The organism is Prochlorococcus marinus str. MIT 0917 (assembly GCF_027359575.1).
Taxonomy (GTDB): Bacteria; Cyanobacteriota; Cyanobacteriia; order PCC-6307; family Cyanobiaceae; genus Prochlorococcus_B; species Prochlorococcus_B marinus_D.
In genome coordinates this window covers 1,753,626-1,766,394 of the sequence record NZ_CP114784.1, presented here as the reverse complement: position 1 = coordinate 1,766,394, position 12,769 = coordinate 1,753,626, and the positions used below count along the sequence as shown (strand labels likewise).

Annotated in this window: 14 protein-coding genes; 4 read left to right on the top strand and 10 right to left on the bottom strand. The window is 37.2% G+C overall.

Annotated features, from left to right (window positions below):
- Positions 1 to 3 precede the first annotated feature (3 nt).
- The 5 genes from queA to lipB form a co-directional block, all read right to left on the bottom strand.
- Entirely contained in the window at positions 4 to 1,101 is a 1,098-nt protein-coding gene (queA, locus tag O5637_RS09825) for a tRNA preQ1(34) S-adenosylmethionine ribosyltransferase-isomerase QueA (protein WP_269604593.1), read from the bottom strand.
- Between the two features lie 53 nt (positions 1,102 to 1,154).
- Entirely contained in the window at positions 1,155 to 2,525 is a 1,371-nt protein-coding gene (locus O5637_RS09820) for a dihydrolipoamide acetyltransferase family protein (RefSeq protein WP_269604591.1), read from the bottom strand.
- A 191-nt stretch (positions 2,526 to 2,716) separates the two neighbouring features.
- A complete protein-coding gene (locus O5637_RS09815; protein ID WP_413677368.1) occupies positions 2,717 to 3,151 on the bottom strand; it encodes a YlqD family protein in 435 nt (144 codons plus the stop codon).
- Positions 3,152 to 3,231: 80 nt separating this feature from the next.
- The gene (locus tag O5637_RS09810; protein WP_269604590.1) at positions 3,232 to 5,208 is read right to left on the bottom strand and encodes an AMP-binding protein; all 1,977 of its coding nucleotides are present in this window, start codon (positions 5,206 to 5,208) and stop codon (positions 3,232 to 3,234) included.
- Positions 5,209 to 5,257: 49 nt separating this feature from the next.
- Positions 5,258 to 5,980, bottom strand: a complete 723-nt coding sequence (gene lipB, locus O5637_RS09805; RefSeq protein WP_269604588.1) for a lipoyl(octanoyl) transferase LipB — start codon at positions 5,978 to 5,980, stop codon at positions 5,258 to 5,260.
- On the opposite strand from lipB, the gene hpf reads away from it, so the two are divergent.
- The 4 genes from hpf (at position 5,963) to O5637_RS09785 (ending at position 9,437) form a co-directional block, all read left to right on the top strand.
- Complete coding sequence (gene hpf / locus O5637_RS09800) at positions 5,963 to 6,547, top strand: ribosome hibernation-promoting factor, HPF/YfiA family (RefSeq protein ID WP_269604586.1); 585 nt, start codon at positions 5,963 to 5,965, stop codon at positions 6,545 to 6,547. The genes lipB and hpf overlap by 18 nt on opposite strands.
- Positions 6,548 to 6,561: 14 nt before the next feature.
- Positions 6,562 to 7,245: a deoxyribose-phosphate aldolase gene (gene deoC, locus O5637_RS09795; protein ID WP_269604584.1), complete on the top strand. Its 684-nt coding sequence runs from the start codon at positions 6,562 to 6,564 to the stop codon at positions 7,243 to 7,245.
- Complete coding sequence (gene recO, locus O5637_RS09790) at positions 7,245 to 8,045, top strand: DNA repair protein RecO (protein WP_269604582.1); 801 nt, start codon at positions 7,245 to 7,247, stop codon at positions 8,043 to 8,045. Before deoC ends, recO begins: the two co-directional genes overlap by 1 nt.
- A gap of 117 nt (positions 8,046 to 8,162) precedes the next feature.
- Complete coding sequence (locus O5637_RS09785; RefSeq protein ID WP_269604581.1) at positions 8,163 to 9,437, top strand: glycosyltransferase family 4 protein; 1,275 nt, start codon at positions 8,163 to 8,165, stop codon at positions 9,435 to 9,437.
- Here the strand turns inward: O5637_RS09785 and proC are convergent.
- From proC to O5637_RS09760, 5 genes are all read right to left on the bottom strand, one after another.
- A complete protein-coding gene (proC, locus tag O5637_RS09780) occupies positions 9,328 to 10,170 on the bottom strand; it encodes a pyrroline-5-carboxylate reductase (protein WP_269604580.1) in 843 nt (280 codons plus the stop codon). The genes O5637_RS09785 and proC overlap by 110 nt on opposite strands.
- 13 nt (positions 10,171 to 10,183) lie before the next feature.
- Positions 10,184 to 10,759: a cell division protein SepF gene (locus O5637_RS09775; RefSeq protein WP_269604578.1), complete on the bottom strand. Its 576-nt coding sequence runs from the start codon at positions 10,757 to 10,759 to the stop codon at positions 10,184 to 10,186.
- A gap of 154 nt (positions 10,760 to 10,913) precedes the next feature.
- Positions 10,914 to 11,558: a YggS family pyridoxal phosphate-dependent enzyme gene (locus O5637_RS09770; protein WP_269606978.1), complete on the bottom strand. Its 645-nt coding sequence runs from the start codon at positions 11,556 to 11,558 to the stop codon at positions 10,914 to 10,916.
- Positions 11,559 to 11,562: 4 nt separating this feature from the next.
- Complete coding sequence (locus O5637_RS09765) at positions 11,563 to 11,829, bottom strand: PipX family protein (RefSeq protein ID WP_269604576.1); 267 nt, start codon at positions 11,827 to 11,829, stop codon at positions 11,563 to 11,565.
- 16 nt (positions 11,830 to 11,845) lie between these two features.
- The gene (locus tag O5637_RS09760) at positions 11,846 to 12,760 is read right to left on the bottom strand and encodes a CbiQ family ECF transporter T component (protein WP_269604574.1); all 915 of its coding nucleotides are present in this window, start codon (positions 12,758 to 12,760) and stop codon (positions 11,846 to 11,848) included.
- Between the last annotated feature and the right edge of the window lie 9 nt (positions 12,761 to 12,769).

Here is a 12,769-nt window from a genome sequence, read left to right as displayed (position 1 = left end):
ACTTTATATAACTGACTCCGGCGTTATCAACATCGCGTCTCCATAAGAAAAAAATCGATATTTGTTAGAAATAGCATGTTTATAAAGTTTCAACAAACGTTTTCGACCAATTAGAGCGCTAACTAAAAGTAATAGGGAACTTTTAGGTAGGTGGAAATTAGTGAGCAATCCATCAATGACGGAAAATTTAAATCCTGGTTTAATTACCAAATCTACTTTGCCCTCATACGGCTTCAAAGTTCCTTTCCCTGAAAGGTAAGCAGCCTCAAGGGCTCTCACACTTGTAGTGCCAACAGCAAAGACTTTTCCCCCATCCTCCTTACAATTAGTTATCGCTTTGGTGGTCTCTTCAGTAACCTCTACCCACTCACTATGTAAATGCAACTGAGATAGATCTTCTTTCTCTAATGGTCTAAAAGTTCCTAAGCCGACATGCAAAGTGATTTGTGCAATTCTAATACCTCTGATTTTTAAAATTTCTATAAGTTCATCACTTAGATGTAAGCCCGCCGTGGGAGCAGCTATAGCTCCTGGTTTCGAAGCAAATCTAGTCTGATAGCTTTCCTCATGACCACTAGATTTGTCTTTATCTATATAAGGAGGCAATGGTACTTCTCCACATAAATCAAGTAAATTTTCAATTTCCATCCAACTAGTAAACTCATTTGAAAATTGAATAATTCTTCCGCCTGTTCTCTCATCCTTATCAATAACTTTTAAGGTTAAAGAATTATCTGGTGACGTATCTAACCATAATTGATCACCTCCTCTCATACGTCTAGCAGGACGACCAAGACAAAGCCATCGGCCATTACCCCTCGGCTCCATTAGCAATAATTCGCCTAAACCTCCTCCTGACAATCGAATTTGCAATCTTGCTTTAACAACTCGCGTATTATTAACAACTAAAAGATCACCAGTCTTCAAGATATCCTTTATGTCCCAAACCTTTGCATGCACAAGGTTTAAAGAATCATCTAGGCCATCTTTAATAATCATCAATTTGGCATCATGCCTACTCTTGGTAGGTGATTGAGCAATTAAGTCATTTGGTAAATCATAGTTATATGAGCTTAAAAGATTATCTTTATGATCTAACACATTAAATCAGATTAAAGTAAGAAAAAATCACTTGTTGTTCGACTAATTAAATCTCAAGACGAGAGACTATAAGGGTTCTTTTCGATTAAGTATGCCAAATCCTTCAGGAATAGTGCTCCATCAGCCCCATAGATCACTCTGTGATCAGCGGTAAGATTTACTTGCATCTGTTTTTTGATTGAAATCGAACCATCTTTAGAAGCAACAACTTTAGACAAAGAAGCCCCTACCGCTAAAATTGCTCCAGTCCCTGGGGGCAGAATTGCATCAAAACGATCCACACCAAACATACCTAGATTCGAGAGTGTAAACGTTCCACTGCTATATTCTTGAGGTTCTAATTGCTTATTCCTCGCACGCTTAACAAGATCAGCCCATTGCAGGGATAAATCAGCAAGACTGGTCTTGTCAGCATTTTGAAGCACTGGAGTTATCAATCCTCCGTCCTCCATCGCAACTGCAACGGCTACATTTATTTGTGAAGGATAGGCAATCCCCTCAGAACTAAAAGCTGCATTCACCTGGGGGTGTCTAGCGAGGGTTAAGCCAACTGCTTTAGCAAGTAAAGCAGTCATAGTTACTCCATTAGGTTTAACTTGTTTATAAAGATCATCTAATTCATCAGTAAGAATTGAATATCCGACTCTGAAACAAGGAGTATTTAAACTTTCCTCCATGTTCCGATTTACAGCTTGTTGAAGAGTATTGAATGCAATTGTTTCCCCTCTGGATCCAAAACTTTTTCCTTGAGCAGGTGGCTTCTCAGAGTCAACAGATTTTTTTTCTATGGGAGGCACATCAGAAACAATTTTCGCTGGAGCATTACTTTCAGCAATCCAAGGAACGCTTATGGGTTGCCCTTTTGCACTTTGAACATCCTCAGCTTGTATCCGTCCATGAGGTCCTGAGCCCCTAACAGTTGCCAAATCTACTCCCATTTGAGAAGCAAGTTTTTTAGCTCTTGGGGAAGCGACTATTCGACCATCATTTAAAAACTGATCCTGATTTACAGAGGATTCTGAAACAAGAGGTGCAGGAGATGTATTTGTAATTACTGTTGCTTTAGGAGAGTCAACAGAGGCTTGTTTTTCTTGAACTTGAGTCGATGAACTCTCTTTTTCTTGACTAGATGGTTGGGGGGAAGGAGAAGGTGCATTGGCTTGAGCCGCTGCGATCTCATCTGCTGTCTCAACAATCAATCCAATTGTCTCTCCAACAGGTGCAGAGCTTCCAGCAGGCATCACAATCGATGCAAGAAAGCCATCTTGGAAAGACTCAACATCCATATCAGCTTTATCTGACTCAACAACTAAAACCGACTCGCCTCTCTCAACTTTATCTCCAGGTTTTTTTAGCCACTCAACTATTTTGCCCTCAGTCATTGTTGAACTTAAAGCAGGCATAAAAATGTCATGAGTGGCCATAATTTGTTCCTATTTCTTTTATGGAGAGTTTGTAGCAAGGCTTCAAAATTTTCTATCTAGAAGCTTTGCAAGTATCAATACATACCAATGTTAGTTCTACATGAGTGTCCTTACAACGATAGTTTTTTTTGTGTGGATTTCTTCTTAATTTCAAAAATTCTTTATTGGATAAATTGTAGTTCGACCCGATTTCAAACTTGATCAATTGCCTCTACAACTCCATCTCTTACCAAAATACTCACACCCATTTTACTGACTAAGTTATCACCAACTTTTAAATCACAAAAACTGTCAATTTGTCCTTGCTCGACGATTTGTTCCATCTCTAACTCACGAACTTGAGATTGCTGTAACAGAAGATTTCTTTTTTGTTCTTCAAATTCTGATCTCTTAGAAGCCACTTGATTCTGAACTTGAGCTACTTGCTCTTGAACTCTTGGATCAAGGGGATTAGAGCTCTGACGTCTAATACCATCAACAATTTGTTGTCCTTCTTTTTCTAATTCACCAAGTTGCTGATCTATTGCTGAAATTGCATTACTTAATTCGCGCTCAGCCTCCTCTTTCCATGAAGGTGTTACAACTGCTCTTACCGTTATTGAACGTTTTATAGAAATTGAGTCCACCTGATCAATAAATCATGATTAGATCCATAGGCTCTCAGTAAAAGAGAGTATTGGTCAATTTAATTGGCCAAACAAACAAATTACAAACCATATATTTCATCTATAAGTTTAAAATCACGTTGAATAATTTTTTCACGTTTTTGCTTAAGAGTTTGCGTTAACAAGCCATTTTCTATTGTAAATGGCTCTACTAAAGCAATTTCAAATAATCTCTCTTCTCTTCGAGATGCAAAACGATTTGCAAGAACTTTATTCATTTCCAATCTTAGAGATTGTCTTAATTCATGATTTTCAGGGGATAGTCCAAGAACAACTTGTGAATTCACACCTCTTTCTGCCTGCCATGCTTTTACGTGATCAATTCTTGGAACAATCAAAGCAGAAAGATGTTTTTGATCTTGACCCAGTAGCAAAGCTTGTTCAATCAATGGACTTGCAATCAAGCATTCCTCTAGAGGACCAGGCTCAATATTTTCTCCACTACTTAGCACAATCGTATCTTTTGCTCTTCCAGTCAGGATTAAGGATCCATCAGCAAGCAACATCCCTAAATCTCCAGTATTAAACCAGCCATCAGCATCTAAAACCTTCTTCGATTCTGATCGTTTTCCTAAATAACCAGCCATTATTTGAGGACCACGAGCAAGAACCAAACCTTTTTGAAGCAGCTTTTTGATTTGGAATGTTTCTGGATCTACAATCTTTATCTCAGTCTCTGGTAAAGGTTGGCCTGCACCTCCACGTATATTTCTCCAAGGTCTTCTACATGTGAGGACTGGACTAGTCTCCGTCAAGCCATAACCAACCAATAATTCAACACCTAAAGCTTCAAAGAAAGAATCAATATGCGGAGCAATTGCACCTCCACCACTAATCGGGAATCTCAATCTTCCTCCACAAATCTTGGTAAGGATTTTTGGCCATAAGTAAATAGAAGAAATTCTATGGATTGGGTACCGTATAAGAATCTCTATCAGAGAGATGGTTTGTTCTAAACTAGAAACACTATTTATAGTTAAAGAATAAAATTTTCGTCGTGCCAATTTATATGCCTTACTGTTAGAAATCGCAACTTTTATCAAAGTCTTTCTCAGCATTGGCATTTTATCAACAGCGTCATCAAAGCCTAACTTTATTGACTCCCAAAGCCTTGGAACTGTTGCCATTACAATTGGCTTAACCCTTGGCAAATCTTCTTTTAGATACCTTATTGATGTATAACTTTGAGTACAACCACAAGAAAAAAAATAATATTCTGCACTACGTTCATATGAATGCCAAATTGGTAAAACGCTTAAAACTGGCGCACCAGGAGAAGGGTTTGCTACGCAGGCGAGAGACCTAATTTGATGCAATAAATTAGAATGTGTTAGTGGAACGCCCTTTGGTTTACCTGTCGTTCCAGAAGTATATAAAATGGTTGCTATTCTTGTTGGTTTCCTCTCAATTATTTTCTCCCGTTTACTTACATATTCTTCTGTATTCAACCCTGTCTTCAAAAAACCCTCCCATTCAAAAACGCCTTCACAAGCTTTACCCTCAAGTTGAAGAACAAATTTCAAATTTTTTATTTGATCATCATTAAGCGCAAGTTTGTCCCAGACATCTGAGTTTTGAACAATCAGTCCAACCGCATTTGAATCCTCAAGAATATATCTAAGCTCACTTGGAGGAGCAGTCGCACCTCTAACAGAGTCTGCTGCACCTATTCGCATAAGTCCTTGATCGGCAATGAGCCATCTAGGACTATTTTCTGCAAAAAGAGCGACCACATCATCAGGTCCTATCCCGATATGAGCAAAGGAAGATGCTGCCTTAGAAATATTTTCAGCAAGTTCTTCATATGTAAATCTTTCTGGGTGGAAAGTATGTGGTGAATCAACTGCTAATACATTGCCCAACTGAACTTTTAATAGTTCCCAAATCTCATCAACTTGAGTGATCTTCTCAAGATGAGATCTTCTATTAATTGCCTTTTCTTCTTTACTATTTGGGATCCAAAAAGCTAAAGCATCTTTAAAAGCTAATATATTTTTTTGTGAGTTAGTTTTTGTCATATCCAAAAAAATAATTTTTTATTTTTTTTAGTAAAGCTTAAAGGTCAATTTATATGTTTTCCCAGTTCAATTTAAAACGTCTTTTCACAGATTCCCTTAAAAGAGGTTTAACGTCACAGACTTTGATGCCAGGTATCCAATCACTCAATTTACCTAATTTAACTTTATCCAGTCCACAAGGAATTATATTCTCAAAACCAATAAGATCACAATCTACATTTAGTGAGAATCCATGTTGAGTCACCCACCTCTTGCAACCAATTCCGATTGATCCAACCTTTTTTTCTTCACACCAAACTCCTGTTAAGCCATCGCACCTCTTCCCCTCGATTCCCAACAAGTAAAGAACATCAATCAGAACCTGTTCCAATTGTCTCAAATACCAAGATAAATCTTTTTTGTGCAGACTTAAATTTAAAACCAGATATCCAACGATCTGCCCAGGCATGTGGTGCGTGACTTCACCTCCTCTCTCAATACTAAAAACTGGTAAAGGAGATTTATTTTCTTCGAACAACAAATTTTTTTTATCGCTACCTCTACCCATTGTGAAACAAGAAAAATGTTCAAGAAGCCATACTGCTTGGGGTGAGAACGGTTCCTCAATAAGGCTTTTTTGAAAATTCTTCTGCCAACCTAAGGCAGTCTCAAATGGCACAATATTTTTAGGTTCAAAAAGAAAAGCGGAAGAAGATTGTGCAAGTTGAGGGGTTAGATCTAAGTTGCTATTAGGCCCTGATTCAGGCGAAACAGAATGAAGCTTCTTATCCATGGACGCAATCTTGAATTAACTCCATCACTTCGTGATTACACCAAAACAAAAATTGATAAAGCAACTCACAACTTCCAAGAAATGGTCCAAGAAGCTGATGTCCACCTCTCAGTCGCTCGAAATCCTCGCGTGCCACAACAGACAGCTGAGGTGACTGTTTTTGCAAATGGAACAGTGATAAGAGCCCAAGAAAGAAGTGAAAATCTATATGCAAGCATCGACTTAGTAGCAAATAAACTTGCACGACAATTACGTAAGTACAAAGAGCGACATAACAGTCATAATCCTCATAATAATCAGTCAACGAAATCAGTCCAAAACGAAGAAACTCAAAATTTTTCTTCCTCGGATCATTCTCTCATTGAAGGTAAAGAACCACATCTACCTAGCCCAGGAGTAAGACGCAAATATTTTGAGATGACTCCGATGACTATTGAGCAAGCAAGAGTCCAATTAGACTTGATTGATCATGATTTCTATTTATTTAGAGAGGAAGAAGGGTCAGCTTTGCGAGTTATATACAAGAGAAATCATGGAGGATATGGCGTAATCCAGGAAAAAATTTAAATAGTACTAGCCAAATGAGTAAAAACAGATTGGAAGAAGCTCATGCCAATATTGCTAGTGTGATTTATCAAGCAGTCCTAAATCCTCATTTTGATAAAGAAAAGATTGTTCAAGTTTGTGATGCATCTAAGCAAACTGGCTTTGCAGGTTTATGTACTAGTCTTTCCAATCTATCAATTGCACGTGAAAGGTTAGGAAGCAAAAGTAGTACAAAATTAATCTCAGTAATCGCCTTCCCTTTTGGGTTTATCCCAACTTCTAACAAACGAAAAGAAGCCGAGTATGCAATAGAGAAAGGAGCAGAAGAGTTAGATCTTGTTCCAAATTATTTTGCATTAAAAGAAGGAAAAATAGAACTATTTGCTGAGGAAATAAATCAAATAAGTGAACTTGGTATTCCAGTAAGAGTAATAATTGATGCAAATATACTCTTAGACTTATCAAAACTTTCCTTGGCAATTGATGCCTTAATTGATGCGGGCGCAATTGGAATTCAAATAGGTAATGGTTTTGGGCCATCTGCCTCAAAAGATCAAACTAATCATGTCTGTAAGATTGTTAAAAATCGCTGCTCAATTAAAACTGTTGGTGGTATTAAAACTTTTGATCAAGCAATAGAAATGATTGAAGCAGGATCTACATATATAGGGACAAGTTTTGGTTTTGAGATTACCCAAGAACAAAAGGAAAAGAAATAATGAGTTTAAATCAAAGAATGAAAGGACTGTCTTTAAAAATTGGACCTCTAGGTGAAAATGACAGGCTATTAACCATACTTAGTGAAGAAAATGGAATATCTCGTCTTGCCATACCAGGAGCAAGAAAACCCAAAAGTAGACTTGGAGCAACATCACCTTTTAATTTTTTAGACTTACACATAGTCGGAAAAAAAAATCTTAGGCGAGTTACACAAATAAAGATTCTTAAAAGTTATGGGAATCTTGGAAAAAACATCGAAACACTCTCAGCAGCACAAGCTATTTCAGAGCTAATTATGATTATGGTTGGGAACGAAGATCCTCAAAAAGATTTACTTAAATTGGTTTTAATCCATTTAAATAGACTAAATGACTTACATAAAACTGAATTTGATTCATTAGAAGCTTTAGCAATAAGCGTTCAATCGTGTGTTCATTTATTGGCTCTAGGTGGATATTGCTTACCACTTCAAAACTGTTGTCATTCTGGTGCCAGGCTGATACCCCCTATTGGCGAATGGAACTGGAAGTGCAGCTTTATCCCTGAAGAAGGTTTTGCTATTGGAAAAATAGTCAATTCAAGCTCAGAGCTGAATCCATCTGAACTTGCTTTACTCCAGAGACTATTACTTGAAAAAGTGCCTTTTCACAGTAATGGGAAATTATTAGGTCCTAAGAATGTCTGGTTAAAACTACTAAGAATTGTTGAAACCTGGATTGAAACTCATTTACAAAAAAAAATTACATCTCTTCAAATGATGAGAGAAGTAATAATTAGTAATGATCTAAATACCAAGTAGTGCCTTATATTTTAATTTTTATTAGAAAATCTTATTTATAAATTATTTAACTATTAACAATAGTTTGAAAAGAAATATAGGGTAGCTGCTAGTTTGAAATACCGATTTTTTTAGAGTTTGACCCATATCGCCTGGCTAGGCAAAAAAACACCATTTTGCGGGAACGTCTGTTATGGACTTAGCACAACGGAAGAGCTTAAAGAAAGAGGATATCAAACAAGTTTTATTCACTTTGATAACCCAATGAGAGATGGGAATAATAAAACTTCCCTACTAGCCAATGATCCTGATGTGAGTCTTCCTTATTTAATTAAATCTCAGGTTTATACAATCCCTTCTTTAAATGCTCAAAGAGAGCTTAGAGAATCTCTCTCAAGACTTAAACCTGATTTAGTTCATGCAAGTCTGACTCTCTCTCCATTAGATTTCCGATTACCTGAGCTTTGCCATCAACTTAATTTACCTTTGATCGCAACTTTTCACCCTGCTTTCGATTCAAAACTTAGAAATCTTACAGCCAATACACAGCAACTTACATACCAACTTTATGCACCATCATTAGCTAAATATGACAAAGTAATTGTTTTTTCAGATTTACAAGCCGAGGTTCTTGCAAAACTAGGAGTAAAAGAGAGTCGACTCGAAGTAATCCCTAATGGAATTGACATAAAGAAATGGAGTCCCCTTAAACCAAATAATTCACAAAATGAGCTTCAACTTGAAATAAGGGAAAAGCTAGGTTCTGAAAGAATATTTATCTATATGGGTCGAATAGCTTCAGAAAAAAATGTTGAAGCTTTACTGCGTGCATGGAGATTTGTCCAGCCAAAAGGATGTCAACTAGTAATAGTAGGAGATGGACCATTGAGGCCAACACTAGAAAATCATTCAATCTTTAATAAAGAAGATAATGTGGTTTGGTGGGGATACGAAGCCGATCAAAATAAAAGAGTCGCTCTTCTTCAAATCGCTGAGGTTTTTTTACTTCCAAGCCTGGTAGAGGGATTATCTATCGCCTTACTCGAAGCCATGGCAACTGGAACAGCATGTGTCGCAACAGATGCTGGAGCAGATGGTGAAGTGCTTAAGAATGGAGCAGGAATAATACTTAACACTGAGGGGGTCACTTCACAATTAAGGACCCTTTTACCTGTTTTACGAGATCAACCAGTACTTACCCACGAATTAGGTAGACGTGCACGTTTGAGAGTAGAAGAAAAATATACACTTCAACAAAATATTGACTCACTTGAAACTCTATATGCAAACGTACTCAAGTCATCTAACTCGAAACATCCTCAGCCAATTGACGACTCTTCTGAGCTGCCAAAACAACTGCTTCAATTAAGGCGGATCTCAACCCCGCAAGTTCAAGGTGTCGAAGAGCACTAATTGTGGTACCCGCAGGAGAAGCAACCATATCTTTAAGTTCAGCAGGATGCAAGCTCTTTTCTCTAAGAAGCGTTGCTGTACCTGAAAGTGTTTTGTGAGCTAATTGATTAGATAAATGTCGTGGCAATCCTGCGGCAACAGCCCCATCAGCCATTGCTTCAACCACTAAAGCTATATATGCAGGTCCTGAAGAAGTTAAAGCCAAAAAAGAATCAAGCTTTTGCTCTTCTAATTCGTACAGTTCACTAATGGGTTCAAAAATCTTTCTAACAACTTTCTTTTGATCCAAAGTTATGTCATCATCCCAAGCCAAACCAGTAAGACCCTGGCCAACAAGAGAAGGGGTGTTTGGCACTGCTCTTACACACGTGTGTCCAGGGAAAGATTTCTTAAGACTTTTTAAGGTTATTCCAGCTAAAACTGAAATTATTAATGGTTTAGGGAACTGATCACTCGATTGAAATGATGAGACAGATTCTTTAATTTTGCTGAATTGTTGAGGTTTTACAGCCAATATTTTCAAAGGAGCTTTCCATACTTCTCTGGAGGAAGAATCTTCACTAGATACAACTTTTATTTCCTTGGGAAGATCATTCAATGCAGATTTAATACTTGAGCTACTACCAACAATTCCTAAAACATGTTGAGGATGATATTCACCTCTTTCCAAAAGAGGTGAAACAATAGCCTTCGCCATACTGCCAAGGCCAATTATCCCAATAGAAATTTCCAAGCTATTTAATCATTCAAAGAGCTGTAGCTACAGTCTCCCCCCAAGCCGGCTCTGGAGCAGGAGAGGTTCCCTTGGAAATCAAATCATTACCTTGACTACTCATACTTGAAGGGGAGGCTTCCTCTTGAAATGAATTAGTCACAGTTACGCAAGAAGGTGCAAAAAGGAAAATACTTTCTCCAACTCTTTCTTGATGTCCATCAATAGCAAAAGTCCCACCTGCAACAAAATCAACTGCTCTTTGAGCCTGATCAGGCTCCATCATGGTGAGATTTAAAATAACTGTTTTACGCTCCCGTAAAGCTTGGATCACTCTTGGCATTTCATCAAAGCTACGAGGTTCCATCAAACTAACTTCAGAATCATTTGTTGAGATCCCAGGCATACCAATAACATTTGAAGATTTAAAACCACTCCTTCCATCAAAAGGATTGGTCTGAGAGATAGTTGCCATCTCTCCACTTCCTTCTTTATTGCCTCTATTGAAATTCTCAAAGTCATCACTTGTATCGTAATCGAGCTCATCAAAATCACTATCTAAAAAGTCATCGCCAGCGACGACAGCACGAAGACGGGAAATAAGCGACACCAGTTAATCCTCTCGGGATGATTTGTTAAAGGTTGGACAAGCCAACGATCGATACATCTTCAATGACATGAAGTATGAACCATATACTTAAATAACGTTCCTTATCTTAAGGGGCAAGCTTTTTTATTAGTTTTTTCATATCTTTGACAATCATCTAAGCTTGACGTTTGCCAAATAAAAGAGATCCTAATCTAATCCATGTAGCACCACCTTCAATAGCCTCTTGCCAATCATTGCTCATTCCCATTGAGCAATCCTTTAATCCCAAATAATTTGCAAAGTTTCTACATTCAGAAAATAAATCTTTTCTTTGATATAAATTGAGAGCTATTGGTGGAATTGTCATTAGTCCTACCAAATTAATATTTTCAAGAGAAATAATATTGGACCAACTTTTCATAAGCTCTTGTTTTATAAATCCACCCTTGTGGGGGTCATTTTGAAATTTAACTTGTAAAAATATATTCGGAGTTTTTTGCTCTTCCTGTGAAATTCTAGAGATTCGTTCAAGCAAAGGCAAAGAATCAACAGAATGAATAAAGTCAAATTCTTTTACAACTCCCCTAACTTTATTTTTCTGCAATCTCCCAACAAAATGCCATCGAAGTTGCTTTAGATCATTCAGATCGATTTTTTTTGGAATAGCTTCTTGCAAGCGACTTTCTCCAAAATCCAACTGACCATAACTAGAAAGTTTACGTATCGATTTATGATGATGGCCCTTACTTACAGCAAGTAAATTTACCCCTATGGGCAAATAGTCTTTAATTATCTTAAATTCATTAGAGTCAATCAAAATCTAGTCACATAAAAGTTTGATTAAATAATTCTTGCCAAACATCCATATCTGAGGATTTTTCTCTCTTACATCTAGACAAATTCATTTCAGAATGATGTCGAGCATCCATATATGGAATAACTTCAAAAGTTGCTCCCCGTGGTTGCAAAGTAACTAAGAAAAATATTTTCTGTGCATATAATGTTGCATATACATCTCTACCATTACTTGCTGGTGAGACTAGATATAGCATTCCAAAAGTTGGGTGATTTAGATAGCGTTCAGCGTTCAAATCTGATTTTTTTTAATTAAGACGTACCATACAGACAACGTAAGATAATAGCTATCAAAAGCAAAAGAATCGAATTTAAATTAATCCACAAATGTTTAGGATTACCAATAATACTAGGTCTTAATTGTTGTGATGATAGCCACAGCCCCTCTCTTAACATTAAAGAATCAGCCCCCTGTTCAGCCCTAAGCAAGATATTTGATAAAAGTCTTTCCCCTAAAGTAATAAATAAACCCAATGAACTTTTGAGTCCCAATTTTCTAAATTCAATTGCCCTCACAGCAATTGAACGAAAGAGATTTTGGAACTCCTCTTGAACTAAAGGTAAAAAGCGTAAAGCCAAAAGCAGTTGAAATGATATTTTTTCCAAGGGAAATCCCAATAATGCTAAAGGAGAAAAAAACCACCTTATTGCCCACACAAGGTCTTCAGGAGGTGTTGTAATTAACATCAAATTCACACTGTGAATAACAGTAAAAATCAAGGTCGAAGTTTTAATACCTAATTCTGCAGAGCGACGATCGACAACTAATGGTCCTAATGAAATCCCTCCGAAGTTAAATGGTCCCAACCTAAAAATCTCCCATGATCGAGTCAAAACAATTGCTCCAGGTATTTCATCAGGTGCTCTTATGGGCAATGCAAATGATGATTCACTAGCAGGTAAAACAATAGATAAGGAGCCAATAAGCAAAGAGAAAGCTAATAAAAAGAGTAGAGATCGCCACCAAATACGTGGAGGAAGCAAACTAAGAAATGTAATTAATAAAAGAACAAAAGCCGTTGAAATTCTCCACATGGAGTTAGCTAAGATTGGAGTCAACAAAAACAACAGGATCCAAGAGAGTTTGATTCTAGGATCAATACCACGAAGCCAGCTAGATTTGCCAGAGACATATTGACCAATTGGAATCTTTTTTAGCCAATCCATAAATAGTTA